This is a genomic window from Corynebacterium sp. LaCa_282 (genome assembly GCF_057198125.1).
This window is the reverse complement of sequence record NZ_CP191095.1, coordinates 1,836,774-1,863,341: the sequence shown is the minus strand read 5'-3', so window position 1 is coordinate 1,863,341 and position 26,568 is coordinate 1,836,774. Positions and strand designations below refer to the sequence as shown.

General features: G+C 59.6%; 25 protein-coding genes. 14 read left to right on the top strand and 11 right to left on the bottom strand.

Annotation, left to right across the window (positions count from 1 at the left end; translation table 11 throughout):
- The first annotated feature begins 39 nt into the window (after positions 1 to 39).
- Positions 40 to 981, top strand: coding sequence for a uridine-preferring nucleoside hydrolase UriH (gene uriH / locus ACP8KU_RS08705; RefSeq protein WP_484483615.1), 942 nt, complete (start codon positions 40 to 42; stop codon positions 979 to 981).
- A gap of 325 nt (positions 982 to 1,306) precedes the next feature.
- Positions 1,307 to 1,816, top strand: coding sequence for a gluconokinase (locus ACP8KU_RS08700; protein ID WP_484483614.1), 510 nt, complete (start codon positions 1,307 to 1,309; stop codon positions 1,814 to 1,816).
- On the opposite strand, the gene ACP8KU_RS08695 is transcribed toward ACP8KU_RS08700, so the two are convergent.
- Positions 1,813 to 3,207, bottom strand: coding sequence for a GntP family permease (locus ACP8KU_RS08695; protein ID WP_484483613.1), 1,395 nt, complete (start codon positions 3,205 to 3,207; stop codon positions 1,813 to 1,815). The two genes, ACP8KU_RS08700 and ACP8KU_RS08695, sit on opposite strands and share 4 nt — an antisense overlap.
- Before the next feature lie 225 nt (positions 3,208 to 3,432).
- Here ACP8KU_RS08695 and ACP8KU_RS08690 point away from each other — a divergent pair, with 225 nt between their 5' ends.
- The 3 genes from ACP8KU_RS08690 to ACP8KU_RS08680 all read left to right on the top strand — a co-directional run bounded on the left by ACP8KU_RS08690 (position 3,433) and on the right by ACP8KU_RS08680 (position 7,751).
- Entirely contained in the window at positions 3,433 to 4,341 is a 909-nt protein-coding gene (locus ACP8KU_RS08690; protein ID WP_023016896.1) for a hypothetical protein, read from the top strand.
- 335 nt (positions 4,342 to 4,676) lie between these two features.
- Entirely contained in the window at positions 4,677 to 5,948 is a 1,272-nt protein-coding gene (locus tag ACP8KU_RS08685) for a threonine/serine exporter family protein (protein ID WP_198010391.1), read from the top strand.
- A gap of 480 nt (positions 5,949 to 6,428) precedes the next feature.
- A complete protein-coding gene (locus ACP8KU_RS08680) occupies positions 6,429 to 7,751 on the top strand; it encodes an MFS transporter (protein ID WP_284902192.1) in 1,323 nt (440 codons plus the stop codon).
- 290 nt (positions 7,752 to 8,041) lie between these two features.
- Here ACP8KU_RS08680 and ACP8KU_RS08675 read toward each other — a convergent pair whose 3' ends face one another.
- The 7 genes from ACP8KU_RS08675 to ACP8KU_RS08645 all read right to left on the bottom strand — a co-directional run bounded on the left by ACP8KU_RS08675 (position 8,042) and on the right by ACP8KU_RS08645 (position 14,861).
- Entirely contained in the window at positions 8,042 to 8,998 is a 957-nt protein-coding gene (locus ACP8KU_RS08675; protein WP_023016899.1) for a glycine betaine ABC transporter substrate-binding protein, read from the bottom strand.
- Positions 8,995 to 9,747, bottom strand: a complete 753-nt coding sequence (locus ACP8KU_RS08670) for an ABC transporter permease (protein WP_023016900.1) — start codon at positions 9,745 to 9,747, stop codon at positions 8,995 to 8,997. Before ACP8KU_RS08670 ends, ACP8KU_RS08675 begins: the two co-directional genes overlap by 4 nt.
- The gene (locus tag ACP8KU_RS08665) at positions 9,734 to 10,948 is read right to left on the bottom strand and encodes an ABC transporter ATP-binding protein (protein WP_284624447.1); all 1,215 of its coding nucleotides are present in this window, start codon (positions 10,946 to 10,948) and stop codon (positions 9,734 to 9,736) included. Before ACP8KU_RS08665 ends, ACP8KU_RS08670 begins: the two co-directional genes overlap by 14 nt.
- Positions 10,949 to 10,950: 2 nt before the next feature.
- Positions 10,951 to 11,586, bottom strand: coding sequence for an ABC transporter permease (locus ACP8KU_RS08660; protein ID WP_023016902.1), 636 nt, complete (start codon positions 11,584 to 11,586; stop codon positions 10,951 to 10,953).
- 189 nt (positions 11,587 to 11,775) lie between these two features.
- Positions 11,776 to 12,513 carry a sulfite exporter TauE/SafE family protein gene (locus tag ACP8KU_RS08655; protein ID WP_484483612.1) on the bottom strand — a complete coding sequence of 246 codons (738 nt, stop codon included), beginning with the start codon at positions 12,511 to 12,513 and terminating at the stop codon, positions 11,776 to 11,778.
- 28 nt (positions 12,514 to 12,541) lie between these two features.
- Positions 12,542 to 13,204 carry a TIGR03089 family protein gene (locus ACP8KU_RS08650; protein ID WP_278723129.1) on the bottom strand — a complete coding sequence of 221 codons (663 nt, stop codon included), beginning with the start codon at positions 13,202 to 13,204 and terminating at the stop codon, positions 12,542 to 12,544.
- 25 nt (positions 13,205 to 13,229) lie between these two features.
- Entirely contained in the window at positions 13,230 to 14,861 is a 1,632-nt protein-coding gene (locus ACP8KU_RS08645; protein WP_005277482.1) for an LCP family protein, read from the bottom strand.
- Positions 14,862 to 14,994: 133 nt separating this feature from the next.
- On the opposite strand from ACP8KU_RS08645, the gene ACP8KU_RS08640 reads away from it, so the two are divergent.
- The 3 genes from ACP8KU_RS08640 (at position 14,995) to ACP8KU_RS08630 (ending at position 17,811) form a co-directional block, all read left to right on the top strand.
- Positions 14,995 to 15,903: a glycosyltransferase family 2 protein gene (locus ACP8KU_RS08640; protein WP_034666836.1), complete on the top strand. Its 909-nt coding sequence runs from the start codon at positions 14,995 to 14,997 to the stop codon at positions 15,901 to 15,903.
- 93 nt (positions 15,904 to 15,996) lie between these two features.
- Complete coding sequence (gene manB, locus ACP8KU_RS08635) at positions 15,997 to 17,091, top strand: mannose-1-phosphate guanylyltransferase (RefSeq protein WP_023016905.1); 1,095 nt, start codon at positions 15,997 to 15,999, stop codon at positions 17,089 to 17,091.
- Between the two features lie 426 nt (positions 17,092 to 17,517).
- Positions 17,518 to 17,811 (top strand): WhiB family transcriptional regulator, encoded by a 294-nt coding sequence (locus ACP8KU_RS08630; protein ID WP_005277485.1) that lies wholly within the window; start codon positions 17,518 to 17,520, stop codon positions 17,809 to 17,811.
- Between the two features lie 88 nt (positions 17,812 to 17,899).
- Here ACP8KU_RS08630 and ACP8KU_RS08625 read toward each other — a convergent pair whose 3' ends face one another.
- Complete coding sequence (locus ACP8KU_RS08625) at positions 17,900 to 18,376, bottom strand: metallopeptidase family protein (protein WP_005281750.1); 477 nt, start codon at positions 18,374 to 18,376, stop codon at positions 17,900 to 17,902.
- A gap of 88 nt (positions 18,377 to 18,464) precedes the next feature.
- Between ACP8KU_RS08625 and ACP8KU_RS08620 the strand changes: the two genes are divergently transcribed.
- Complete coding sequence (locus ACP8KU_RS08620) at positions 18,465 to 18,962, top strand: DUF3499 domain-containing protein (protein WP_023016906.1); 498 nt, start codon at positions 18,465 to 18,467, stop codon at positions 18,960 to 18,962.
- Positions 18,963 to 19,069: 107 nt separating this feature from the next.
- Entirely contained in the window at positions 19,070 to 20,437 is a 1,368-nt protein-coding gene (locus tag ACP8KU_RS08615) for a phosphomannomutase/phosphoglucomutase (protein ID WP_484483611.1), read from the top strand.
- A gap of 17 nt (positions 20,438 to 20,454) precedes the next feature.
- On the opposite strand, the gene ACP8KU_RS08610 is transcribed toward ACP8KU_RS08615, so the two are convergent.
- Positions 20,455 to 21,807: an FAD-dependent oxidoreductase gene (locus ACP8KU_RS08610; protein ID WP_484483610.1), complete on the bottom strand. Its 1,353-nt coding sequence runs from the start codon at positions 21,805 to 21,807 to the stop codon at positions 20,455 to 20,457.
- Positions 21,808 to 22,111: 304 nt separating this feature from the next.
- Between ACP8KU_RS08610 and ACP8KU_RS08605 the strand changes: the two genes are divergently transcribed.
- The 4 genes from ACP8KU_RS08605 to ACP8KU_RS08590 are packed head-to-tail and all read left to right on the top strand — an operon-like array spanning position 22,112 to position 25,796.
- Positions 22,112 to 23,788, top strand: coding sequence for a nitrite/sulfite reductase (locus tag ACP8KU_RS08605; protein WP_005277495.1), 1,677 nt, complete (start codon positions 22,112 to 22,114; stop codon positions 23,786 to 23,788).
- Positions 23,785 to 24,036 carry a hypothetical protein gene (locus tag ACP8KU_RS08600; protein ID WP_005277497.1) on the top strand — a complete coding sequence of 84 codons (252 nt, stop codon included), beginning with the start codon at positions 23,785 to 23,787 and terminating at the stop codon, positions 24,034 to 24,036. Before ACP8KU_RS08605 ends, ACP8KU_RS08600 begins: the two co-directional genes overlap by 4 nt.
- A gap of 9 nt (positions 24,037 to 24,045) precedes the next feature.
- Positions 24,046 to 24,783: a sirohydrochlorin chelatase gene (locus tag ACP8KU_RS08595; RefSeq protein ID WP_023030247.1), complete on the top strand. Its 738-nt coding sequence runs from the start codon at positions 24,046 to 24,048 to the stop codon at positions 24,781 to 24,783.
- Entirely contained in the window at positions 24,777 to 25,796 is a 1,020-nt protein-coding gene (locus tag ACP8KU_RS08590; RefSeq protein WP_284628932.1) for a sulfite exporter TauE/SafE family protein, read from the top strand. Before ACP8KU_RS08595 ends, ACP8KU_RS08590 begins: the two co-directional genes overlap by 7 nt.
- Here ACP8KU_RS08590 and cobA read toward each other — a convergent pair.
- Positions 25,793 to 26,545, bottom strand: a complete 753-nt coding sequence (gene cobA / locus ACP8KU_RS08585) for a uroporphyrinogen-III C-methyltransferase (RefSeq protein WP_284637410.1) — start codon at positions 26,543 to 26,545, stop codon at positions 25,793 to 25,795. The two genes, ACP8KU_RS08590 and cobA, sit on opposite strands and share 4 nt — an antisense overlap.
- Positions 26,546 to 26,568: the final 23 nt, after the last annotated feature.

Below are 26,568 nucleotides of genomic sequence, written 5' to 3'. Positions count from 1 at the left end.
ACCGTGGCGGTCTTCACCGACCAAAAGTAGGCTCGAGACATGACGCGAAAAATTATTCTGGACTGCGACCCCGGCCACGATGACGCGGTAGCCCTGCTCCTGGCTATGGGTAACCCCAACATCGATCTGCTGGGCATTACCACCGTTGGCGGCAACCAGACCTTGGACAAGGTCTCCCGCAATGCCCTAGTGGTCAAGGAGATCGCCGGTCATCCGGAGATTCCGGTCTATGCTGGTTGCGATCGCCCGCTCGTGCGCCCCGTTGAAGTTGCCGAGGCCATTCACGGCTCAACTGGCATGGATGTCAATGGAGTCCAGCTTCCGGAGCCCAGCACCGCGCTTGCCGGTGCCCACGCCATCGACTTCATCATCGACACCATCATGTCCCACGAACCTGGCACCATTACCTTGGTTCCAACGGGTCCGTTGACCAATATCGCTATGGCCGCGCGCAAAGAACCGCGCATCGTAGAGCGTGTCAAAGAGGTTGTGCTTATGGGCGGCGGCTACCACGAAGGCAATTGGTCCCCCGTTGCCGAATTCAATATCAAGATTGATCCTGAGGCGGCACATATCGTCTTCGAAGAGCCGTGGCCGGTCACGATGGTGGGGCTAGATCTGACCCACCAGGCACTGGCCACAGCCGGGGTCGAAGCCGAAATTAAGGCGTTAAATACGCCCGTCGCGGACTTTGTTGTCGGTCTCTTCGGTTTCTTCCGCGAGGCGTATCAGCAAAACCAGGGCTTTACGGATCCTCCGGTTCACGATCCGTGCACGGTGGCTTACCTCATCGATCCGAGCATCGTGCAAACCCGCAAGGCACCCGTTCACGTTGAGCTCGCCGGCGCACTAACCACCGGCATGACCGTGACTGATTTGCGGGAGCCCGCCGATGACACTTGCCATACTCAGGTCGCTACCAAGCTGGACCATGCGGGCTTCTGGAATTTGGTAACCGAGGCCCTTAAAAATCTCGCCTAGCTCTTTGTGTGCTTTGACCAACGTAAACTGCTTCATTGCAGTTAAGCGAACCGAGTCCCGATTGAGAAGGGCGGCATTGCTTTATAAATACTGATATAGAGCAGCGGCGTTTGATGGCGAAGAAAATGAAGGAGTACTACTTCTCACTTTAAGAGCCGGTTGTGGGGTCAAGGATCTTTGTAGACTTCTTCAGAATTGAGAAGTCCTCGCAATTTTTGGGAATGAGGCTGCTCCTCGTCAATATCCACATCCGCAAATTCACAGTTCGGGGCTGGTAACTCGATGCGGATAAACTGAACAGGAAAACCCAACTCGAGGAGCCACCATGGACCAGAACAAATTCCGTCACGTCGTCGTCATGGGAGTCTCTGGCTCGGGTAAGACAACGGTGGGGGAGGCCCTGTCGCCGCTGGTCGGGCTAGAGTACCGCGACGGCGATGATATGCACACGCAGGCAAATATCGACAAGATGGCCGCGGGAACGCCGCTGAATGATGAGGACCGGGAGCCGTGGCTAAAACAGATCGGTCAGTGGCTGGCGGATAGGCCGGAAGGTGCGATGGTGGGGTGCAGCGCGCTAAAACGCAAGTACAGGGATCTGATTAGGCAGTACTGCCCAGGCGTGGCGTTTGTGCACGTACACGGGGACTTTGATGTGTTGTATAAGCGGATGCAACACCGGCCGGGACACTTCATGCCAGCGTCGCTGTTGCAGTCGCAGTTCGACACCTTGGAACCGTTGGAAGAGGACGAAACTGGCCGCGTTTTCGATGTGACGCGGCCAGCGGAAGATATTGCAGAAGACGCTGCTGCTTGGATAGAGTTCGGCGCCTAAAAGACTGCAGCCGCGCCGTAGAGGACGAGCACGAGTGCGAAGCCGATGACGGAGATGAGCATCTGGTTGACGGTCCACGTCTTCAGAGTGGTCATTGTATCCATGCCCATCAGGCGGCCGACGAGCCAGAAGCCCGAATCGTTGACGTGGGAGCCGAAGACCGAACCAGCGGCGGTGGCCACGACGATGAGCGCGAGTTGGAGTTCGTTGAACCCGCCAGCTTCCACAGCGGGGACCATCAGGGCAGCGGCGGTAGTGAGTGCGACGGTGGCTGAACCCTGTGCCAGGCGGAGGGCTACGGCGATGAGATAGCAGGCCAGGATGACAGGGATGCCGAGGCCGGAGAGGGAATCGGCAAGCGCATCGCCAATGCCGGAGGTGCGAAGCACGCCGCCGAACATGCCGCCCGCACCGGTGATGAGCACGACGGAACAGATAGGGCCGAGCGAGGAGTCAACGAGTTTTTCCAGAGCCGTCTTTTCCTCGCCGCGGCGCAGGCCGAGGACTACCAGCGCGATAAGCACCGTAATCAGCAGTGCGATTGGAGTTTGGCCGAGCATGACGAAGAACCTGACCCACGTGGCATCAGCATCGATGGTGCCGTAGGAAGCTAGAGCGTTGAGCCCGGTATTGAAGAAGATGAGCACCATCGGGATGAGCAAGATGGAAATCACCGTGGCGGCGAAGGCTGGTTTTAAGGGTTGTTCTTCCTTTTCAAGGACAGGCCCGGTGATGGCATCGGTGACCTTGAACGGGAACTTCTTTCCGGCAAAAAGTCCGAAGCGGTAGCCGGAGATATACCAGGTTGGAAGGGCCAGCAGCAGGCCGACGAGCAGCACCAATCCGAGGTCGGCGCCGTAGAATTCGCTGGCGGCGACAGGACCGGGGTGCGGTGGCAGGTAGACGTGCATGACAGAAAAGGCGCCAGCGGCCGGCAGGCCAAAGGCAAGGACTGGGCCATCCAAGCGGCGGGCGACGGCAAAGATAACCGGCAGCATCACGATAAGACCAGCGTCGAAGAATATAGGGAAGCCCATAATCAGCGAGGCGATGCCGAGTGCAAGGGGCGCTTTGTTTTCGCCGAAGCGGCGAACCATGGCATCGGCAAGCGACTGAGCACCGCCGGAAGCCTCCACGAGCCGGCCGATCATGGCGCCGAGTCCCACCAGAAGCGCCACCGAGCCAAGTGTGGAGCTGAAGCTTTCCGTCATCGTAGGGACAATGCCCTCGAGGGGTATGCCGGCCGCAAGTGCTGTTAGGGCGGAGACCACCAGCAACGTTAAAAATGCATGCAGCTTGAAATAGATGACAAGCACGAGGATTAATGCAATCGCGGCGATGGCGATGCCGAGGAGTGGGCCAGTAGAAAGTGTTGGCTCCCAAGTATCCATGAGCTAAAGGATCCTTTGCATCCGTTTGAAATTTAATAGGGCGTATTAGCCATATCAATCCGTCACGGTAGCAGCATTGAATTCGCCCTGGAACGCGTTCTGCGTGTACTCGTGGAAAATGAGGCTGACGCGACACCCGATGGAGGTGAACCGCCGCGGGTTTCCTGGGATGAGTAGACAAGGCTACATTGGAATTATCTCTCTCACCTTTGGAAAGGACTCTTTATGAAGCGCAAGCTTGGCTTTTCGGCATTGATATTGGCAGGTGCGGTGGCACTCGGGGCGTGTTCTTCTGGCGGCGATGATGCTGCAGAACCAGCTACCAGCGCACAATCGGAAGCGACGTACTCTACCTCAGAGGCTGCGCCAGCCTTAGGCAAGGGCGATAGCTTCGATGTACCGTGCAGTGGCGATGATGACACCACGTGCATGACCGTGAAAATCAATGACATTGTCGATGATGCGCACTGCGCAAGTACCGAGTCGAAGAAAGGGAAGTTTGTCGCGGTAGAGATTTCCGCGTCCATGCCTGAGGGCGCGGATGACGGATTCACCTCGCCTTTTAGGTCTATGCCGTGGCGAGCAAGCACCGCTGACAACAAAATTAATAATGCACGGGCAGAAGTTAGCTGCGATGATGGCAGCTACCTCAACCTCATGGATGAATTCCCAGGCTACAGCGCCGACGGTACGGCTTTCCTCGATGTTTCTAAAGACACCAATATGCTGCACTTTAAGGCCACGAATGAGGTGAGCTACAAGATTAAGGTGGAAAGCGGCGGTGAAGCGGAGCCTTCTTCGCAGGAGCCCACCAATGAAGCAAGCTCCAAGAATGACCCTGCCCAAGAGCGCGCAGGCGAAGCTGCGCAGCCTGCCCCGCAGCCGAAATCGGGAACAGATAGTGGGGGACAACAGCAGGTAAACCCGAACAACCAAGGCGGCGATGCGCCCCAGAATGCTGGCGATGCGCCTGTCGTAGGAATTACCCAAGCCCCTGGCGTGGAGAATCCGCACCCGCTCGATAAAACGGTTGCTTCCTGTGGCGACCCATCCAATCAGCAACCAGGGACCACCTATTTCACGGATGGGACGACTGGGTGGACGCAACAGTGCGCAAGCCAGATGGCGCAGTAAAAACAACTCCAGCGCCCGGGCCTCAGTGAAGGGCCGCAGGGCGCTGGAGCTGGTTCTCTCTATCTCTCTTGCGTTCTCTCAAACGCTAAGGAAAGTATGGGCCTAAATCCTGTTATAGGCATTGAAAAAAGCTGAAATTTTCCTGAAAGTTAGTGCAGGCTAAGAAGATCACGGGGTAGGCACGCGGTGCGCTAGTCTGGGAGGTAGAAGAAATAGCCAAAATGTGGGTGGAAGCTGGGGCAATGGCCGCCGAGAAGTGGCCTGGATCGCAGCTTTCCCGCGAGGTAGAGGTGGAAGACTTGTCGTCGCAGTATGATCCGAATTTTCACCGGCAGATGGGCGTGGAAGCTGACGTCGTCTTGCGCGTCGGAATGATGCTGATGGGGGCGGGCACATCGGGCTATCGCGTGCTGCGCGGCATGAAGCGCAGCGCCCGGGCGTTGGGGTTTGATCATTTGGACGCAAACGTGGGCCTGACGCAGATTACCTGCACCTTCCACCGGGGAGATTCCTTTCGCACCGTGATTGCGCGCACGCACTCGCCGGCCGTCGATGCCTCCCGCATTGAGGCATTGGAGGACCTTACCCATAACCACCTATATTCCGGCATTACCGCGGAAGAGCTTTCGGGAATGCTCGATTCCATAGAAAGCGATGTGAAAAAGCGCTGGAGCGTGTGGGTCCTATCCACAGCGGCCGCGGTCGCGTGCGCGGCGTTTGCTTTCTTAAATTTCTTCCCAGTGCAAGCGGTAGGGCTCGTGGCGCTGGCGGCATTCGTGGGGCAGTTTGTGCGCTATGAAGTGCTTCACCAGCACGTGCACCAAATTGGCGGGATCATTGCCGGTGGCGCGGCAGCCAGCATCACCTTCTTTATCCTCATCGAGCTCCTCGGATTTGCTGGGGTAGTAGAGCCGAGCTCGCTGTCCTCGGGCTATGTTGCGGCGGTGCTCTTTTTGATTCCGGGGTTCCCGCTGTTCTCGGCCCTGATTGATATCGCGCGCTTTGACTTTGATGCGGGTATCGCCCGGCTGGGTTATGCGTTTACGGTCATCTTTACCGCTACGTTTACCGTCTCCATGGTCAGTTGGCTAACGGATCTCAGCCCGGATCCGCCGGTTCCTGCACCGGATACGCGGTGGTACCTGCTGGCTTCTGTCGCCAGTTTCTTCGGCATCGCGGGCTTTGCCTTCCTCTTTAACTCCTCGCGCCGCATGGTGTTGGTGGCTGCAAGCGTGGGAACCGTGGCCAACGCGGTGCGCCTTGGCCTCCTTGAGCTGGGCACGACCATCTACTTTGCGGCGTTCATTGGTGGGCTGATTATCGGGCTCTTGGGTGCGGTGGCCTCCCAAAAGGCGCGGTTGCCGCGCATCACCACCACCGTGCCGGCCGCCGTCATCATGATTCCTGGAGTGACGATGTTTCGCGCGGTCTATTACCTTAATGACGGCCAAATGGATCAGGCGGTGGCAAATGTGGCCACCGGCTTGATGGTGGTAGGAGCCATCGGCGCAGGAATGGTATTTGCCCGGTTGCTCACGGACCGCGATTGGGCGTTGGGGCGGCTCATTGATTTCGATAAGGAAATCCCACGAAAGAAGCCCGCCTAGCGCGGGTGGTTCGGCCTTGCAGCGGGGCCGAGGCGATAGCCAGCGGCGGCGGCCAGAGGCAACAGGCAAAGCGGCAGCCAATAACACGAATAGTAAAACGCCAGCGGCACTCGGTTCCTTTCGGTTCCGAGTGCCGCTGGCGTCTCTCTCTACAAGGGTGTTTCCATGTATCGGTGTGCACCGCCCTCTGGAAACTGAGGGGTTCTCTCTATCTCTCTCTCGTATGCGCTCTCTCAAACGCATGATTTAAGTATGGGGCACGCGGCTGGAACGGCAATGGAATCTGCCTGAAAGGTTGCTGCAAAGTGCTGTGAGTTGGGTGGGGAAGGGAGGCATCGGCAAGCAAAGCGTGTCAGCGAAGCTATAAAGGCATATAAAAGTGACCTAAAACATAGTAAATTCTGTAGGCTCGTCGCTACGGGTGCAGACTATGCTGCGCCATTTTTGCGAAAGAAGCTCAACAGAAACGAGGTGAGGAGCATGGCTCCTCTGATAGCCCCACCGCCAGCGAGCGATGAATCTGCGCGAACGGACGTGGACGTTCCTGGCACTTCACATGAACAGCGCGTTTCCGCCATCAAGGCCGCATTCATCGGCACGTTTATTGAGTGGTTCGATTATGCGGCCTATATCTATATGTCCGCGATTATCTCGCGCGTCTTTTTCCCAGAAATGGAAGGCCGCCGCGCGCTGATTTTGACCTTCGCGCTCTTCGCGCTGTCATTCTTGGTGCGCCCCATCGGTGGAATCGTCTGGGGACATATTGGTGATAAGCACGGCCGCATCCACACGCTGACCTATTCCATCGTGTTGATGTCGTTAGCGACCGCCTGCATCGGCCTATTGCCTGGGTATGCCACCATCGGCTTTGCCGCGACGCTCTTGCTTCTTATGTGCCGCATGGTGCAAGGCTTTTCCGCCGCCGGTGAATATGCCGGCGCCGCCACCCACCTGGCTGAGATTGCCCCACCTGGGAAACGCGGGATTTATGCTGCGGTGGTGCCCTCGGCCACCGCATCCGGGCTGCTCTTGGGCTCGCTCATCGCGGCATTTCTTACTGGCGTGCTTGATGATGATGCCCTGCATTCCTGGGGCTGGCGCGTGCCCTTCCTGGTAGCGCTACCGCTGGGCTTGTACGGACTGTGGATCCGCCGCCACACGGAGGAATCCAACCGCTTTGAAAAGCACGCGGACACGGAGCTTTCGCCCCTGCGCCAGGTGCTGAAATACCCCAAGGCCCTGGCCATTGCCTTTGCCGGCGCGGTGCTCAACGCGATTGGCTTCTACGTCATCTTGACCTACCTGCCCACCTATCTTTCGGAGGAGCTGGGCATGGCAGAAACTCCGGCGTTTATCGCGTCTTCGGTGGCCTCCGCGTTCTACGTGGGCTTTGCGCTATTGACAGGCCTGCTGTCCGATCGCCTTGGCCGGCGCACCACCATGCTGTGCGCCGCGCTCTTTATGGGACTTGCCATTATTCCGGCATTCATGCTTCTCGACGGCGCAGGCATCCTGCTCGTCATCATCATTCAGGTGTGCCTGGGTGGGGTGCTGGCGCTTAACGATGGCGTCTTGCCCTCCTTCCTTTCCGAGCAGTTCCCCACGCATGTGCGCCTGTCTGGTTTCGCGCTGACGTTTAATACTGCCAATGCCATCTTCGGCGGTACCGCCCCGATGATCGCGACGTGGCTGATTGATACCACCGGAAATAAACTAGCCCCGGCCTTTTACCTGGTGGCTGCGGCGATCGTGACGGGTACTGCCGTGCTCTTCGCGCCGCGCAAGAACAAGCTGGTGGCATAACCCGCGCGGGTTATGCCTGTAGAACTAGTAAAACGCCAGCGGCACTCGGTTCCTTTCGGTTCCGAGTGCCGCTGGCGTCTCTCTCTACAAGGGTGTTTCCATGTATCGGTGTGCACCGCCCTCTGGAAACTGAGGGGTTCTCTCTATCTCTCTCGTATGCGCTCTCTCAAACGCATGATTTAAGTATGGGGCACGCGGCTGGAACAGCAATGGAATCTATCTGATAGGTCGCTGAAAAATACTGAAAGTTTCCTGTAAATCCATTTGTGCTGGTGAGCGGCCCTCAAAGATTATCCTTCTAGCAGGCCTTCATCGATGAGGAAATCCTGCGCCACGGCGGTGTAGTCCTCACCGTCGACGTCCACGCGGGCATTAAGCTCCTGCATCTTCTCATCCGTCAGGAGTTCCGCGAGGGGAGCGAAGAGGTCCTTGATCTCTGGGTATTCCTCCAAAACCTCGGTGCGCACGACCGGGGCGAGGTTGTACTTGGGGAAGAAGAGCTCAGGGTCCTCCAGCACGGTGAGGTTTAAGGACTTAATGCGGCCATCGGTGGCAAAGATGGAACCGAGGGTGCACTCGCCCTTATTCAAGGCGGCATAGACGGCGCCGGAATCCATAATCCTGATGCGGTCGCGCGGTGGTTGTTCAATGCCATAGCTATCCAACATGGTAAGCAGGCCGTCATTGCGGGCTAAGAACTCGCTATCGGTGCAATAGGTCTGTTCACTGGTGGGAATACCCTTGATATCGGCCAGCGACTCAAGGCCGTACTGTGCGTGGGACTGCTCGCTAATGGCCAGCGCGTACGTATTATTCATCGGCGCTGGGGGTAGCCAGGTAAGTCCATGGTCCTTATCGGCCTCCTTCACTGCCTCGTATTGCTCCTGCGAGCCGGGGACCGGATCGGCGTTGCCCAGGTAGGTAATCCAGGCGGTGCCGGTGTATTCAAACATGGAGTCCATATCGCCGACCTCCAGCGCTTGGCGCGCCGAGGTAGAGCCGGGGATATTGGTCAGGTCCTTTACGTTGGCACCGGCGGATTCCAAGAGGATGGCGCCAATCTTGCCCAGGATGACCTGCTCGGTGAAGTTTTTGGAACCGATGGAAATATTGGCGCCGTCCAAGTCGATATCGGCTAGGTCGCCCTTTAACTGTCCGCTCGGGATGAGGCCACCGGCGGTGCCGAGGCCACATCCAGCGAGGAAGAAGGTGCTTGCGGCGGCAAGTGTTGCGAGGAGGCGTTTCATTTGATCATTCCCTTCGGGGCGAAGACAACCTCAAGAACGCGGCCCACCCATTCGACCGCTAAGGCTAAGGCGGCGATGAGGACCGCGCCAGAGATGAGAATAGGGTTGCGGTAGAGGGTAATACCGGTGGTAATCAGCCCGCCGAGGCCGCCGGCATCGATAAAGGTGGCAAACGCACCGGCGCCGACCAAGAGCACCAGGGAGGTGCGGATGCCGGTCATGATGACCGGCAGGGCCATGGGCAGCTCGACCTTGGTGAGCACTTGGATGGGTGACATGCTGAGGCCGTAGGCGGCCTCGACAAGCTGCTTATCCACACCCCGCAAACCCGCAATCACGTTGGCGAGCACCGGCAAGAAGGCATAGAACCAGAGGCCGAGGATGGCCACCGGCTCGCCAAAGCCGAGCCAGATGGCCAATAGGACGATGACACCGACGACGGGCGCGGCCTGTCCAATATTCGCGATGCTGGTGATGATCGGCGCCATGAACTTGGTGGACTTGCGCGTTAGCACGATGCCCAGCGGCACGGCCGTGGCGATGACCAGCAGCGCGGAGATGACCACGAGGACTAAGTGCTCGCGGGTCATGGTGAGCACAGAACTAATCTGCAGGGTGCGCTCTTCAATATCATCCAGCTCGGCCGTGGCGTGCCAGATGAGCCAGCCGCCCACCGTGAGTACGACCAGGATGGGGATGCCGATGATTAGGAGGCGGTCTTCACCGGTCAGGCGCTTAAATTTCTCCACCGGAATCCACCTCCTGGTCATCTAAAGCCTCTTGGGCGGCGGCATTCATCTGCTGGATATAATCCGTGACCGTTTCGTAGTACAAAACGCCCACGAATTCACCGCGGCGGGTAACAAGCGCGCCGCTGTGGGAGGAAGCAAGCATGGCGGACATGGCATCGCTTAGCGTAGAGTGCGCATCCACAACGGAGTTGAGCTCGAACTGCGGCTCCGGAATGGTCTCGTAGCGCTCGAGCTGGCGGGCGAAGATCCAGTCGCGGGGATGGCCCTTGTCATCGACGATGACCACCATTTCTTCGCCGGCTTCGCGCAGGCGCGCTAGCGCCTCGGTAGTGGATTCGCCGATGCGCGCGGTTGCCTGATCCGCAAGCTCCAGCTCGTCCGCGCGGCGCAGGTTGAGCTGCTTTAGGGCAGAGCCGGAACCAATAAAGTCAGCCACGAAGTCATTCGCGGGCGCGGCCAGGATGTTTTCGGGCGTATCGTATTGGCTGATCTTTCCGCCCGGTTCAAAGATGAGGATGCGGTGGCCCAGCTTGATGGCCTCATCGATATCGTGCGTGACGCAGATGATGGTCTTTTTCAACTCGGATTGGATATTGACCAATTCATCCTGCAGGCGGGTGCGGGTGATGGGGTCTACTGCGCCGAAGGGCTCGTCCATCAAGACCACCGGCGGATCCGCCGCTAGGCCACGGGCGACGCCGACGCGCTGTTGCTGGCCACCGGATAGCTCGCTGGGGAAGCGATCGCGGTAGGTTGCAGGATCGAGCCCGACCATATCCAAAAGTTCATCGGTGCGCTGAGCAATCTTATCGGCCTTCCACTTCTTCAGCTTGGGCACAAGCGCAATATTATCCGCGACGGACATGTGCGGGATGAGGCCGCCGCCTTGGATGACGTAGCCAATATCGCGGCGCAGCTGCGTGGGATTTTTCTTGGTGGCATCCTCTCCATCGATATAAATGGTGCCGCTGGTCGGCTCCACCAAGCGGTTAATCATCTTCAGCGAGGTGGTCTTACCGCAACCAGACGGCCCGACGAAAGCGACCAGCTCGCCTGCCGGAATTTCGAAGGAAAGGTCCTCCACGGCGGGGGAGTCTTGGCCCGAATAGGCCTTGGTGACGTGATCGAAGACGATGCTGGCACCGCTATTGCTCGCGTCCGCGGCGTGCGTGGATGAAGCGTGCGTTGAATCAGACATTCTTAGATACCTTTCGGGGTGGTCAATTTTTGGATTCCGGCGAGAATCGCATCCACGATGAGCGCAATAATGACGACGCCGATGGTGCCCACCAGCGTGAAATTAAGTGCGTTGGTGCCGCCGATTTGGCTGAGTCCTGAGTAGATATATCCACCCAGTCCTGGGCCGAGCGCATAGGCGGCGATGGCGGCAACACCCATAGACATCTGGGTGGAGACGCGAATGCCGGTCATAATCACCGGCCAGGCCAGCGGCAGCCGGATGCGGAAGAGGATAGCCGTCGAGCTCATGCCCTGCCCGCGGGCGGATTCGATGACATCGTCGCTGACATTGTGCAAGCCGACGATGGCATTGCGCAGGATGGGAAGGACGGCATAAAAGACCACGAGGGCAACCGACGGTATGGTGCCGATGCCAAACAGCGGGATGGCAAGACCAAGCAGCGCCAGCGATGGCAAGGTCAGGCCGATGGAGGTCAGGGCATTAGCGATAGCCGCACCGCGCGGGCGCTGGGCTACGAAAATGGCAATAATCAACGCGATGACCAGGGCCACGGCGACTGATTGGATGACAAGGCTTGCGTGCTGGTAACTGCGGAAAAGGATATCCTGCCAGCGCGCAGCGATAAATTCGTTCATTTCATCACCTAAAAGAAAGAGAATAGGGCGCAGGGAAAATTATTAGGGGCACAGACTCTCTGGTCCTTCCTCTGCGCTGATGATGTGCTTCTAGCGTACAAGCCTTTTTACGCGCGAAACAATAGCGTGACAGGCTGGGCACAAAACCGGGGGCAGTGAGCACGAGGTAATACCGGTCTTAGTGGCGGCCTAGAAAAACAGCACTTGGCCGATAAGTGCCAGGGCAGCGGTAATAGCTACCACCGTGACGATGCGGTTCAGGCGCTTGGTATCGATGAAGTGGTTGAGGTAGTTGGCAATGAATAAGCCGACGACTACTAACGGGCTATAGGCTGCGGCGGCGTAGACCTGCGGCTGGGTCACCTGGCCGTTAAATCCCAGGATGATAAGGGACATGACGGTACCGATCACAAAGGTGCCGGCGAGGCTGCCGCGCGTGCGCTGTGGGTCGAAGCGCTTCATGATAAGCGCCATCGGCGGGCCGCCGATGGAGGTAGAGGTTCCCAGGAACCCAGAGGTAAGGCCGGCTAGGACGGTATTGCGCATAGTAGGTTCGGGGCTCCAGCCGAGGCTGGAGAGGGACATCGCCAAGAGCACGGCGCAGCCAATGAAGATGGAAAGGCCATCGTGCGAGAGGGAAGCGATCGCCCACGCGCCGGCAAATGAACCCGGAATGCGGGCTATGACGGAAATGCCGACCAAGCGCCAAGAGGTTTCGCGAAAGGTTCGCGCCAGCGTATAGATGGAAATGCACAGCGCGAGGAGCAAGATAAGCGTGGGGACTAAATCTGGGCGCAAGAGCGTGACAATGGGGGTGGCGATGGTGCCGAGCCCAAAGCCGATCGAGCCCTGAGTGATAGTACCGCCTAAGATGAGCACACCAATAAAGATGTAGACCCACGCGTCTGAAGAGATTCCCAAGAACATGATGGAAGGCAAGTATAGGGCACTTGGCCTAGAGCCGGGCGGTTACTTTCTCATTCGCTGCAATTTCATCCAGGCGGGACGCGGGGCAGAGTCCAGCGACGATGACGGCGGAGCCGCCGGCCGCTAAGGGCTCGAGGACGGCGCGGGTGAAGGAAGATTTATCGCTCCACCCGGTAGATAGCAGCCGCTCGGCGCAGCCGGGCGGGGTCACCAACTCCGGCAGGGGCTGGGTTTCACCAAAGTACTGATCTCCATAAAAACGGACGGTGGGGCCGAAGTCGATGGCACCGGTGGGCAGATCCCCGCCGGATTCAACGATGCCGCGGCCAAAGGGGTCGTCGCTGATGAGCACGATATCGGCCTGCGGCTGGTGCTCTTGGGCGGCGAGGTAGCGGGAGGGGGAGGTAAAGACGACATCGGCAAGCGCGGCCGATTCACCGAAATCAAAGCTGGGCCCGGCGGCGAGGGCGCCTAAAGCAATGACGGCGGCCTGCCACGAGGTGGGCACGTCGATGGCGATGGTGGAATCCGGCTCCAAGTCGAGCTCTTCTTCCAACATATTGGCGATCTTGGCCACCCAGTTATCGAGCGTCTGGGCGGAAAAATCCATGCGCGCGCCGGTGGATTCGTTATAAACAGTCAGCCGCGGGGTGGCGGCATCGGCGTTTAAAAGATGGGCGAGTAGTTCCATACCCGCCCATCGTAGGCCAGCCTGCTTAGTTCACGCAGCGCGGACCGTCGCCGCCGGCGTCGATTTCAGGGGCAACCTTGTTGGCACCGAAGTCATTGCCCGGGGTTCCTACCAGGTCGGTATCTTCTTCGGCCGCGGATTCCTCGGCGCTGGCTTCCTCATCGGAAGGGCCCTGGTAGTCATCGGTGGCCACGACGAGCAAGGTATTGGCATCGAGCTGCGGGTTTTCTACCACCGGTAGGCCACCGAGCTTTTCCGCCAGCTTCTTGGCATCTTCGCTCTCGGGGTCTGCGGCAACAACTTGGGACTCTGAGTAGATGCCGGGCTGGGCATTGGCGGAGCGCTCGACGGTATAGCCGGTGTTTTCCAGCCAGGTGCCGATGCCTGCGGCCAAGCCATCGATATTGCCGGCATTGAGGACGTGGACCTCGTTATCGGAGTTGATATCGGCATCATGCTCCGCTGCGTTTTCGGCGTTTTCCTCCTTGTGGGCCGCGTCTTCTTCAGCTTCCTCGTGCGACATGGCCAGATCCTCCATGAAGCGGTGGACCTCATTGGTATCGATGGTGACGATGGATTCGCCGTAATCGCCGCGGCCATCGATGGAGGTCACCGGAATGGTGGTAAAGGTGACATTGCCGCCGGCCAGGCCTGCTAGCTGGGTGACGAAGCCCATGATGTCCCAGCCGTCATCGATGACCACGGAGCGCTCCACGGCCTTGGCAATCTTGGAGAGCTTGGACGGGCTGGTCAGCGTGTCATTATCGAGCACCTTATTCACCAGCGAGGCCATATACGCCTGTTGGCGTACGATGCGGTCAAGGTCACCGCGCGGCAGGTTATAGCGCTGGCGCACGAAGGTCAGCGCCTGCGCACCATCGAGGGTCTGGGTGCCCTTGTGGAAATTGGCGCCGGACATCTCGTCCTCAACGTCCTCGTTGAGGCAGACCTCGACGCCACCGACGGCATCAGTAAGCAGCGTAAAGCCCAGCAGGCCCACCTCGGCGTAGTGGTCAATGGATACGCCGGTCAGGGAGTGCACCATCTTCAGCAGGCCTTCGCGGCCGGCTTCTACGCCGCGCTTTTCGATGTCCTTATCCGTATACGGTGCCTTTTCGCCCTGCGCCTCCGCCTGGGCGTTTTCCTGCTGGAGCTCTTGGACCTTGTCGTTTTTGTGCGAGGCGTAGACGGCATTGATCTTCATATTGCCGTAGTCCGGATCGTTGACATAGGTATCGCGCGGAATGGATACCGCGGTAGCGCGCGAGCCGTCTTCCGGAATGCGCACGAGCATGATGGTGTCGGTGTTTTCCTCGCCCTCGGCAACGCCGGCGTGGAGATCCGCCAGCTCCTTTTCAGAGAGCGGATTGCCCTGGGCATCGGTGCGCGAGTCCTTGCCTACGAGCAAGATATCGGCGGCGCCGTCCAAGGAAGGATCGGATAGACCATCCTCGCCCAAAGATAAGTCTGAGGCGGAGGACATGCCCGTATCCAGGCGCCCCACCGTGGCGTAGCCCACGCCGGAGACAGCTAGGATGAGGGCAGAAATAACAGCCACGATGGTTTTGGTGGCCGTGGAACCCTTTTGCTTAACCGCGCTAGCGGCAGAGGGCGCGGGTTGGATATTGCGCGCCCGGCGAGTGTTCTCAGAAGTCACAAGTGAAGGCTTTCTACTTTCCGGGGATCTGGAGACAGTTTAGGGGAGATCTCGCCAAAATTAGGGATCCGTGACCAGTTTCGCGCAATTGAACAGTGTCTGTCTCCGGACACAGCCCCTGGCGTGACTAAGCTTGGGGCCCATTGTGACTACTGAAACTACAGCTCCGCTCGCCATTATCACCGTGACCTATAACCCCGGTGAGTACTTGGCGCGCTTTATAGGCTCCCTGCCGGACGCCAGCGACCAAGGCGCCCAGGTGGTGCTGGCGGATAATGGCTCGACCGATGGCATCCCCGAAGCCGCCGCGGCGGAAAGGGAAGGGGTGGACTTCCTCGATACCGGCGGCAATATTGGCTACGGTGCCGGCATGAACGCCGGCGCGCGGTGGGTGCGGGAGAACCGGCGCGTAGACGATGAGTTCTTCCTTATTTCTAACCCGGATGTCACCTTCAGCGAAGGTGCGATTGACCAGATGATCGCGTGCGCGCGCCGCTGGCCGGATGCTGCAGCGGTAGGCCCGCGCATCGTGGAACCAGACGGCAGCAACTATCCGTCAGCCCGGTCGGTGCCGAATATATCCACCGGCATCGGCCACGCGCTGTTTTCTAACCTATGGCCCTCTAATCCGTGGACGCGCACGTACCGCAACGATGCCGATATGTCCGTCCAACGCCCCGCCGGGTGGTTATCCGGATCCTGCCTCTTGGTGCGCTGGGACGCCTTCGATGCCATCGGCGGTTTTGATGAGCGCTACTTCATGTACTTAGAAGACGTGGACTTGGGCGATCGCTTCGCGCGCGCCGGGTATCAAAACATTTTCTGCCCGGAAGCCGTCATTAGCCACGCCAAGGGGCATTCCACCCAGGCGCACGCCGGGGCGATGCTGCGCGCGCACCACAGCTCCGCGTACCGCTTCCAGGCGGACCGCCACCCGGCGTGGTGGCAGGCCCCGCTGCGCGCCGCGCTGTGGCTGGGCTTGCGGGTGCGGGGCGCGGTAACGGCCGCTCGTGCCAGTACCGCCAAAGATTCGGAAGCCTGAAGCGCGTGCCGTTGACCTGGTTTCTGGTCGCGGCCGCATACACTGACCCTCGAAAAACCTCAGAATAAGATTGTCTGCATACAAAGGATGACTATGACTGAAGCAGCCACCACTTATGGTGCCACCACCGATGCAGTGATTTTGGTGGGCGGGCGCGGTACCCGCTTGCGCCCACTGACCATTGGTACGCCCAAGCCCATGCTGCCGACGGCGAACTACCCGTTCCTGCAGCACCTGCTCGCCCGCATCAAGGCCGCGGGCATTGAGCACGTGGTGATGTCCACCTCGTACAAGGCAGAGGTTTTCGAGGAATACTTTGGCGATGGCTCCGAGCTCGGCCTGGACATTGAATACGTGGTGGAAGAAACCGCGCTGGGCACCGGCGGCGGCATCCGCAACGTCTATGACAAGCTGCGTAATGACACCGTCATGGTATTCAACGGCGATGTTCTTTCCGGCATGGACCTAGAAGGCATCTTGACCACGCACCACAACAAGGGTGCCGATGTCACCATGCACCTGCTCAACGTGGCGGATCCGCGCGCCTTTGGCTGCGTGCCCACGGATTCTGAGGGCCGGGTCACGGCCTTTTTGGAAAAGACCGAGGATCCACCAACCAACCAGATCAACGCCGGCTGCTATGTCTTTGACCGCTCCGTTATCGAATCCATCCCGGCAGACCGCGTGGTCTCGGTCGAGCGCGAGACCTTCCCGGGCTTGCTTGCCGATGGCCGCTTGGTCGTCGGCCACGTCGATAACTCCTACTGGCGCGATATGGGCCGCCCGGATGACTTCACCCGCGGCTCCTCCGACTTGGTGCGCGGCATCGCCCCATCGCCGCTGTTGGAAGGCCGCACCGGCGAGTCCCTCGTGGAATCCTCTGCGGGCATTGCCGGCGGCGTGCTGCTGCTATCTGGCACCGCGGTGGGCCGCGGATCCGAGGTGGGTGCTGGTTCCCGCCTGGAGGGAACGGTGGTCTTTGATGGCGTGCGCATCGAACCGGGCGCCATCATCCACAACTCCATCATCGCCTCCGGCGCGCATATTGGCGCCAATGCGGTCATCGAAAACTGCGTCATTGGCGAAGGCGCCCACGTTGGCGCCCGCTGCGAGCTCGTGGACGGCATGCGGGTATTTCCTGGTGTGACCATCCCTGATGCCGGCATTCGCTTTAGCTCTGACGCCTAAAGCACCCACCACCTACCCTCCGCACCGCTTTCAGCTCGGCCACGAGCGCGGTGTGGAGGGCTTTGTGATCCCCGCCCGGCCGAGATTTTGGGAGACACGCCGACACTTCCTGAAAATTGTTGACAGAAAAACCGGGCACCACTATATCTAGTACCCCCTACCTATACCCCCGGATGGCACCGGGTGTTACTAATGTGACGGATGGGGATCGTGTGCAGCGTTTTTGCGGTAAAGCGCGAAAAAGGCGCTAATTCAGGTTGACGATATTTAGTGATCCGGTGTGAAATTACATCAGTGCAAGAAACGGCGACCGACACACGTGTTTTCGCGGATTGATGGCGATTCAGCCGCACTTCAGCCTCGTGTACAGTCGGTTGCACTGATTAGGATTACCCAACCTCGGAGAAAGGAAAAGGCGTGGACAAAATGGCTAATAACAACGCCATTCTCCGTGGCGGTGCTGCTGCAGAGGTATCGCTCGATGAACTCTTCGGTGCCGTCGAGCAGGAGTGGCAGGATCAAGCGTTGTGCGCGCAGACGGATCCAGAGGCATTCTTCCCCGAAAAGGGAGGTTCCACCCGTGAGGCAAAGCGCATCTGCCAAGCCTGCGCGGTGCGCGATGAGTGCCTGGAATACGCGCTGGAGCACGATGAACGCTTCGGAATTTGGGGCGGGCTTTCGGACCGCGAACGCCGCCGCCTCAAGCGCGAGATTGGTTAATTAAGTTGTGTGTGCTCTAGCCCTTGGCTGCGACCCTGAGTGGTGTGGCCAAGGGCTAGAGTTTTCTCTGTGGTGCGAAAAAGTGTCCCTACCAGCTATAGCGCGGGTCTACCTCCTCTGGGGCGAGGTTTAAGTAATTGGCCACCAGGGCGGTAATGACCGTGCCGAGGAGCTCTGCGCGCTCGGCGGAGGTCACGGCACGCTGCTCAATGGGCATGCGGAAGATAACGAGCCGGGCGCGGGTAGGGCTACCAGCGGAATCGACACCGGCGGGCACGATGCGGCCGAGCGGCACGGGGCCATCGGCAATGATTTCATCCGGCAGCACCGTCATATCCGCCGAAAGGCGCATGCGCGGGATGGTGTCTACCGCAAGGTCGAGCCCGCGCAATTGCGGGGCGAAGGCGTGCTGAATGGGTGCGTAGGCCTCGAGGACGGCGGCATCGAAAAGCTCGCGGGCGCTGCGGTAGCGTGGGGTTTGCTGCGGCAGAAGGGGCCCGTGCAGGCCGCGCCCGTGGCGATCGTGGGCGGGGCGGATATGCGGGCGGGGGCGAGCAGCGGTCATGGCGTTGATTCTAAAGCTCTAAGGTTGCGCAATAAGTGCAGCCACGCCGGGGAAGTACTATCTAAATCTCAACCAAGGGTTTAGACTAATGCGCGTGACTGAATCTCGCCATTGCTCCCGCCCAGGCTGCGGCCGACCCGCCGTGGCGACGTTGACCTACGCATACGCGGATCAAACCGCCGTGGTTGGCCCGCTGGCAGAAGAGGATAACCCGCACAGCTGGGATCTCTGCAGCACCCACCGCGACCGCATCTCCGCGCCGGTGGGCTGGGAGCTGGTGCGCGTAGACCGCATCGAGCTCGACGAGGATGACGACCTTATGGCCCTGGCCCAGGCGGTCAAGGAAGATGGCAGGGTGACCACTGGGCTTGTCGATGACCGCAGCGCCGGCTCCGGGGCAGATCCCATCGATTACGCCGCCACCTTCGATGGCGCTGATCCCGCCAATTCCAATCATCCGGTATTTCGCACCCGCCGCGTGGCCTATGCCAAAAAGGCCCGCCGCGCTCACCTGTCCGTCGTTCCTGATGCGCAGAGCGAAGATAATTCTGCCGAGAGGCAGGACACGGACACCGAATCTGATTAAAGCAAGGGCGCTGAGCACAGCGCCTGAGAAAACTCGCGCTACCTAGCCGCAGACACGGAAGGAGCACTGCGCTAGTTGCCCGTAGGCAGGGAGTAATATTGCGAGGTATGCGAACTCGTGAGCATCTTGATGCAGTGATTAAGGCCTATGACATCCGTGGCGTGGTGGGCGAAGATATCGATGAAGACTTCGTGCGCGATACTGGCGCCGCCTTCGCCGCAATCCTGCGCGAAGAAGGCGAAAACACCGTGGCTGTAGGCCACGATATGCGCCCGTCTTCTCCCGCGTTGGCGCAAGCCTTTGCTGAGGGCGTGGTGAGTCAAGGCCTCCATGTGACGCTTTTGGGGCTTACCTCTACGGATGAGCTCTACTATGCGGCGGGTTCTATGGAGTGCGCGGGCGCGATGTTTACCGCCTCCCACAACCCGGCGAAGTACAACGGCATCAAGCTCTGCCGCGCCGGTGCCGTCCCCGTGGGGCAACAGACTGGGTTGGAAGAAATCAAGCAGATGCTTATCGATGGCACCCCAAGCTACGACGGCCCTAATGGTGCCATCGCCGAGCAAGAAATCCTGACCGGCTACGCGGACTTCCTGCGTCACCTCGTGCCGCTGGAAGAATCCAAGCCGCTGGTCGTCGCCGTCGATGCCGCCAATGGCATGGGCGGGCACACGGTCCCGGCCGTTTTCGATGGCCTGCCCTTTGATGTCCGCGATCTCTACTTCGAGCTCGACGGCACCTTCCCCAACCACGAGGCGAACCCGCTGGATCCCAAGAACTTGGAGGATCTGCAGAAATTCACCGTAGAGCAAAACGCCGATATCGGCCTTGCCTTCGACGGCGACGCCGACCGTTGCTTCGTGGTGGATGAAAAAGGCCAGCCAGTATCGCCGTCTGCCATCTGCGCGCTGGTGGCCAGCCGCTACTTGGATAAGTTCCCGGGCGCGACCATCATCCACAACCTGATTACCTCCAAGACGGTGCCGGAGCTCATCGCGGAAAAGGGCGGTACCGCCGTGCGCACGCGCGTGGGCCACTCCTTCATTAAGGCCCAAATGGCCGAGCACACGGCGGCCTTTGGCGGCGAGCACTCCGCGCACTACTACTTCCAGGAATTCTGGAATGCCGATTCCGGCATGCTGGCCGCTATGCACGTCCTGGCCGCGTTGGGACAGACGGATAAGCCGCTCAGCGAGCTCATGGCGGAATACTCCCGCTACGAGGCTTCCGGGGAGATCAACTCCACCGTGGCGGACCAAAAGGCCGCCACCCAGGCCGTGCTCGATGGGCTGGCGGATAAGATCGAATCCGTCGATGAGCTCGACGGTGTCACGGTCGAGCTCAAGGGCACGGACGCGTGGTTTAATGTGCGCGCGTCCAATACCGAGCCGCTGCTACGGCTCAACGTTGAGGCGAAGACCTCCGAAGAGGTTCAGCAGATCGTAGACGAGGTCCTCGCCATCATCAGGCGCTAATTACTGGAGTTACTGAATTACTGCGCGCGGGAGTGGGCGACCATGTCTTCCCACTCCACGTACTTCTTTCGCTCGCGGCCTTCGCGCTCGCCCAAAGCGCGCTCAGCGGCATCGAGGCGTTGCCAATCCTGCCAGGTGAGGTAGTCGATGCCCTTATCCGCGAAGGCCTCGGTGATATCGCCGGCGGTGGGGGACGGTAGGGTGCCCGCGGCGGCATCATCAAGCAGCATGCCAATGGTTTCGCTGGCATCGGACTTGGTATTGCCAATCAGGCCCACGGGCCCGCGTTTTACCCAGCCGGTGGTGTAGAGGCCGGGCACGATGGCGCCCTCTTCGTCGATGACGTGGCCGCCGTCATTGTTGATGACGTTTTTCTCGCTATTAAATGGCACGCCATCCACTGCGTCCGAGCGGTAGCCCGTGGCAAAGTAGACCGCTTGCACTGGCCACGTGGTGAATTTACCCGTCCCGCGCACGCTGCCATCGCCGGTCAGCTCGGTGCGCTCCGTTTTAATCCCGCTCACCCGGCCGTTCTCACCGAGGATCTCCACCGGCTGCTCAAAGAGATGAATCTGCAGCGTATGCGGGGCCTTTTTGGGATCGCGAATGGCATATTGCTCAAGAACCTGGCAGACCAAATCCGTGGACTTGCTGGAAGCGCGTGCCTCTAGCGAGGCCTCATCGTAATCAATATCTTCGGGGGAGACGACCACATTGATGTTATTCGAGTGGTCGAGCTCTTTGAGCTCTTGCGGGGTGAACTTGGCTTGGGCGGGCCCGCGGCGCCCGAAGACGCGTACGGTCTCTGCCTTATTTTGCGCCAGCGAATCGTAAACATTATCGGCGATCTCGGTCACCTTAAGTTCATCGCCAGTCTTGGCCAAGATACGCGAGACGTCCAGGCCCACATTGCCCACGCCGATGACAGCGACCTCGCTGGCGGAGAGATCCCATTCGCGCTCAAAGCGCGGATTGCCGTCATAGAAGCCTACGAATTCACCGGCGCCGTGCACGCCCTGCAGCTGTGCGCCAGGGATATCGCGGTGGCGATCGCCTACCGCACCGGTGGCAAAGACGACGGCATCGTAGTGCTGCTGCAGCTCGTCCACGGTGATATCGCGGCCGATGTGCACGTTGGTAAGCAGGCGAATCTGCTCCGTGTCCAATACGCGGTGCAGGGATTTAATGATGCCTTTAATGCGTGGATGGTCAGGGGCCACGCCGTAGCGGATGAGGCCGAAGGGAGCGGGCATCTGCTCAATGAGATCGATGTGTACATTGCCACCGGTCTTTTTCACCAAGATATCGGAGGCGTAAATGCCAGCGGGGCCGGCACCGATGACGGCTACGTTTAAGGGTTTATCTGACACGGTAATTTTGCCTTTCTTGTCTGCGTAGTCTCCCGCGGTGGGATGAAGGGAACGGGCCCTCGATAAATATGCGTAAATAGACCAATTAGTCTAATTCTCGTGGGCGAGCGCGGGATTTCTCTTAAGAGAGTGAACCGTATGGTCTGTTTGCACACAAGCGGAAGAATTAGATTCTTTATTAAGCCTTCTCAAAGTGCAGGTCATAGCTTTGGGAAAAGTGAAAATAAAACAGACCGCTTTGTCTGCACTCTATAGACGGGTAGGTTTTCCCTCAACGCTTTGAAAGGGAGGTCTACACCACATTATGGCTACCGCAACAACGACCAAACGCAAGCCACGCGCCAATAAGCCCGAGGGCCAGTGGAAAATCGACGGTAAAGAACCGTTGAATAACGATGAGGCCATCAAACAGGATGATGGTGGTCTCTCCGCTAAGCAGCGCGTGATAGACATCTACTCCAAGCAGGGATTTTCCTCCATCCCGCCGGAGGATTTAGCACCGCGCTTTAAATGGTTAGGCCTGTATACGCAGCGCAACCAGAACCTGGGCGGGGAGATGACCGCCAAATTATCTAACGCGGAATTGCAAGATGAATACTTCATGATGCGCGTGCGCTTCGATGGCGGCCGCGCCGATCCAGCCAAGCTGCGCGCGGTGGGAGAAATCTCGCGCGATTATGCCCGCTCCACCGCGGACTTTACGGACCGCCAGAATATTCAGCTGCACTGGATTCAGATCGAAGACGTACCCACCATCTGGGACAAACTCGAATCTGTGGGCCTGGGCACCTTGATGGGGTGTGGCGATGTGCCGCGCGTCATCTTGGGCTCGCCGGTCGCGGGAGTTGCCGAGGATGAAATCATCGATGCCACCCCAGCCATCGAGGAGATTAAGAATAATTACTTACCGCGCGAGGAGTTCCATAACCTTCCCCGCAAGTTCAAAACCGCTATTTCCGGCAATGCGCGCCAGGACGTGACGCACGAAATTCAAGACGTTGCCTTCGTCGGCGTCAACCACCCCGAATATGGCCCCGGCTTTGATTGCTTTGTGGGCGGGGGACTATCCACCAACCCGATGCTCTCGCAATCCTTGGGCGCGTGGGTGCCACTCGAGCGCGTGCCGGAAGTATGGGCCGGTGTGGTCAGCATCTTCCGCGACTACGGCTTCCGCCGCAACCGCAACCGCGCGCGGCTGAAGTTTTTGGTGGCTAAATGGGGCATCGACAAGTTCCGCCAGGTCCTCGAGGAAGAGTACCTGGAGAAGCCGCTTGCCGATGGCATCCCGCTCGAGGTTAATCCCGGCAGCCGCGATCACCTGGGCGTGCACAGGCAAAAGGACGGCAAGTTCTACGTCGGCGTAAAACCCACCGTGGGCCATGCAACGGGTGAGCAGCTCATTGCCATTGCCGATGTCGCGGAAAAATTCGGCATTTCGCGCATCCGTACCACCCCGATGAAGGAATTGCTCTTCCTCGATGTGGAAGAAGACGATATTCCGGCACTTTCGCGCGCGCTGGATGAAACGGGCCTGTATTCCCAGCCCACGGAGTTTCGCCGCGGCGTCATTTCCTGCACTGGGCTGGAATTTTGCAAGTTGGCGCACGTGACCACGAAGGCCCGCGCCATCGAATTGGTGGACATCCTCGAAGACACCCTGGGGGATTTGGACGTACCCATTTCTATCGCACTCAATGGCTGCCCCAATGCGTGCGCGCGCTCCCAGGTATCCGATATCGGACTTAAAGGTCAGATCGTCACCGATGCCGATGGCAACCGCGTCGAAGGATTCCAAGTCCACCTAGGCGGTGCCCTCGGCCTTTCTCCCGACTGGGGCCGCAAGCTCCGCGGACACAAGGTCGTAGCCGATGAGGTACCGGACTACGTCATACGGCTGGTCAATAAATATAAGGAACAACGCGAAGAAGGCGAGCAGTTTCGCCACTGGGTACTGCGCGCCGAGGAGGAAGATCTGCAGTGAATTTCCGCCGTAAACCTAATCCCAATCGCAATCACCCCACCTTTTGCCCTTACTGCGCCGGCACCGATCTGTTCCCGGATGAAGAAGACGACTTTGCCTGGAATTGCCAGGAATGCCTGCGCGTATTTTCGGTCCGCTTCCACGGCCAAGACGATGCCCCCGTGGCACCGGCCCCGGCCGTTTCTTCCACCGAAGCCCTGCAGCGCTCCCTAGCCCGCCGCGGACACTCCACGGCTCCGGTGGATTAAGGATGCACCATGACCACACTCATCACCTTGTCCCACGGCTCGCGCCACCCGGGCGCCGCCGCTGGCATTGAACGGCTCACCCAGGCCGCTGCTGCCGCGATACCAGCCCGCCCTGCTTATCGGGCGGCGCACCTAGAGTTCAATACTCCCGATCTCACCGCAGCTGCGGTCGACCTCGCCCGTTGTGGGGAGGATACGGCCGTAGTCATTCCATTGCTCTTTACGCAGGGCTACCACCAGCGCGTTGACGTTCCCCGCGTTATTGCCGCGGCCGAACAGGCCTCAGGCGTGCGCTTGGTACAAGGCGAGTGCTTGGGCGGAGGGCGCGCCGCAGAACATGGCGTACGAGATGTGGGCAGGCGGGAAGCCGCAGAAGCGGACCTGGCGGCGGTGCTCGCGGCACGCGCAAGGCCGGAAGATACCCACCACGTCATCTACTCCGTCGGTTCCTCTGATGCTGCGGCCAATGACTCCATCCACCGGCTGGCCGTTCGGGTATCCCAGCTCACCGGCGTCCCCGCCACGGCCGCGTTTGCCACCCGGGGCGGCAGCAATGACATTCATGCATTGGCAAGAAGCACTGCGCGAATGCGGGTTATCCCGCTCTTTGTCACCGCAGGACTGCTCCTTAAACCACTGTCATCTACCCCCAGCAATGTCACCGTCGATCCCGTTCTTGGTACCGATCTCGCTGGCATCGTTGCTGCTCACTACCACATCGCCCAGGAGGTCGGTGTCCCATGCTAACCCTTATTTTAATCGCCGTGGCCGGTGCGGCCGCCCAGCTTGTCGATGGCGGCATCGGCATGGGCTTCGGCGTCACCTCAACCACCATTCTTCTCCTGGCGGGCCTTGGGCCCGCCCAAGCCTCCGCCGTCGTCCACACTGCGGAGCTAGGAACCACCGCAATGTCGGGCTTGAGCCACGCCCGTTTTGGCAATGTGGACTGGAAAACCGTCTTCCGGCTGGGTGTGCCGGGTGCCATCGCGGCGTTTATCGGCGCCACCGTGCTCTCCAATATCTCCACCGATGCGGCAGCCCCCATTACCGCGCTCATCTTGGTGGCCATCGGCAGCAACCTCATCTGGCGCTTTTCCCGCCCGCGCCGGGCGAAGTTCGTGCAAAAGCGCAGCCATTCCACCCCATTTTTGATTGGGCTCGGTTCCGTCGGCGGCTTCGTTGACTCCACCGGTGGTGGCGGCTGGGGTCCGGTATCGACCTCGACGCTCATGGCGATTGGCCGCGAGCAGCCCCGCCGCATCGTCGGCACGGTAAATACCGCCGAGTTCCTGGTCACACTGGGTGCCACCCTCGGCTTCGTCGTTGGATTGTGGCAGGATATCGTCGCCAACCTCTCCGCCGTGCTGGCCCTGCTCATCGGTGGTTCCATTGCCGCCCCGATTGCGGCCTGGGTGATTTCCCGGATTGAGCCGGTCGTCCTCGGTGGACTCGTGGGTACGGCCATCGTGGCTCTCAATATCGGCAAGGTCTTAGGTGGGCTAGAAACCTACTTTGGGCTGACGGTACCGGGCTTTGTCTCCCCGCTGCTCATGGTCCTAGTCCTCGTCGTGGGCATTTCCGCCACCATCCACGGTGCGCGCGCTACCCGGGCAGCCCGCGCAAGGGAATTGGAAGCCGAAAACGCCGAGGCCAAGGCGCACGCGGAATTTCATGCCGCAGGCTTTGCGCACAGCGCGGCCGGTGCCTCCAAGGGCGAAAGCGCCGTGGAGGACTCCTCACCGCGGGCGGATAAGAGCTAATCGCTGGCCGGGTCGAGGCCGGCAACCTCGCCAATGACATACACGGCGGGGGAGGAGACGTTATTGTCCTCCATCGTCTGCGCCAGGTGTTCTAGATTGCAGCGAAATTCCCGCTGCGTATCCAGGGTGCCCTCCTGGATAATCGCGCACGGTGTCGACCCAGCAAGCCCGCCTTCCTGCAATGCCCTGGCAATCGCCGGGGCATTTTTCACGCCCATGATGATGGACAAGGTTGCGCCGGACTGGGCCAGGGCGTGCCAATCCACCAGGGACTTCTTGTGGCCAGGCGGCAGATGCCCTGATACGACGGTAAAGCCGTGAACCATTCCTCGCTGGGTGACGGGGATGCCAATGCCTGCGGGCACGGAAACCGCGGAGGTCACCCCTGGAATGACGGTGGTGGGGATAGATGCCTTGGCTAGGGCCTGTACCTCTTCAAAGCCGCGGCCGAACACGAAAGGATCGCCGCCCTTCAGCCGCGCTACCTTCCGCCCGGCTTGGGCGTGCTCGATGAGCAGCTCGTTGATCTTGTCCTGGGTAATCGACTTCTTGTAGGGCAGCTTGGAGACATCGATAAGCTCCTTGGCTGAAATATCGCAGAGTTTATCCAATTGCGGGGCCGGACCCAGGTGATCGGTCAGGATGACCTCGGCCTCCTGCAAGGCGCGCATGCCGCGAACCGTAATCAGGTCCCACGCGCCGGGGCCGCCACCGATAAGGGATACGGGGTGAATCTGTGCGGACGTCATGCCGCACCATCATAGTGGGAGCC

Coding starts and splice junctions, on each gene's coding strand:
- uriH (WP_484483615.1), top strand. CDS start 40: ATGACGCGAAAAATTATTCTGGACTGCGACCCCGGCCACGATGACGCG.
- ACP8KU_RS08700 (WP_484483614.1), top strand. CDS start 1,307: ATGGACCAGAACAAATTCCGTCACGTCGTCGTCATGGGAGTCTCTGGC.
- ACP8KU_RS08695 (WP_484483613.1), bottom strand. CDS start 3,207: ATGGATACTTGGGAGCCAACACTTTCTACTGGCCCACTCCTCGGCATC.
- ACP8KU_RS08690 (WP_023016896.1), top strand. CDS start 3,433: ATGAAGCGCAAGCTTGGCTTTTCGGCATTGATATTGGCAGGTGCGGTG.
- ACP8KU_RS08685 (WP_198010391.1), top strand. CDS start 4,677: ATGGGCGTGGAAGCTGACGTCGTCTTGCGCGTCGGAATGATGCTGATG.
- ACP8KU_RS08680 (WP_284902192.1), top strand. CDS start 6,429: ATGGCTCCTCTGATAGCCCCACCGCCAGCGAGCGATGAATCTGCGCGA.
- ACP8KU_RS08675 (WP_023016899.1), bottom strand. CDS start 8,998: ATGAAACGCCTCCTCGCAACACTTGCCGCCGCAAGCACCTTCTTCCTC.
- ACP8KU_RS08665 (WP_284624447.1), bottom strand. CDS start 10,948: ATGTCTGATTCAACGCACGCTTCATCCACGCACGCCGCGGACGCGAGC.
- ACP8KU_RS08660 (WP_023016902.1), bottom strand. CDS start 11,586: ATGAACGAATTTATCGCTGCGCGCTGGCAGGATATCCTTTTCCGCAGT.
- ACP8KU_RS08655 (WP_484483612.1), bottom strand. CDS start 12,513: ATGTTCTTGGGAATCTCTTCAGACGCGTGGGTCTACATCTTTATTGGT.
- ACP8KU_RS08650 (WP_278723129.1), bottom strand. CDS start 13,204: ATGGAACTACTCGCCCATCTTTTAAACGCCGATGCCGCCACCCCGCGG.
- manB (WP_023016905.1), top strand. CDS start 15,997: ATGACTGAAGCAGCCACCACTTATGGTGCCACCACCGATGCAGTGATT.
- ACP8KU_RS08630 (WP_005277485.1), top strand. CDS start 17,518: ATGGCTAATAACAACGCCATTCTCCGTGGCGGTGCTGCTGCAGAGGTA.
- ACP8KU_RS08625 (WP_005281750.1), bottom strand. CDS start 18,376: ATGACCGCTGCTCGCCCCCGCCCGCATATCCGCCCCGCCCACGATCGC.
- ACP8KU_RS08620 (WP_023016906.1), top strand. CDS start 18,465: ATGCGCGTGACTGAATCTCGCCATTGCTCCCGCCCAGGCTGCGGCCGA.
- ACP8KU_RS08615 (WP_484483611.1), top strand. CDS start 19,070: ATGCGAACTCGTGAGCATCTTGATGCAGTGATTAAGGCCTATGACATC.
- ACP8KU_RS08605 (WP_005277495.1), top strand. CDS start 22,112: ATGGCTACCGCAACAACGACCAAACGCAAGCCACGCGCCAATAAGCCC.
- ACP8KU_RS08595 (WP_023030247.1), top strand. CDS start 24,046: ATGACCACACTCATCACCTTGTCCCACGGCTCGCGCCACCCGGGCGCC.
- ACP8KU_RS08590 (WP_284628932.1), top strand. CDS start 24,777: ATGCTAACCCTTATTTTAATCGCCGTGGCCGGTGCGGCCGCCCAGCTT.
- cobA (WP_284637410.1), bottom strand. CDS start 26,545: ATGACGTCCGCACAGATTCACCCCGTATCCCTTATCGGTGGCGGCCCC.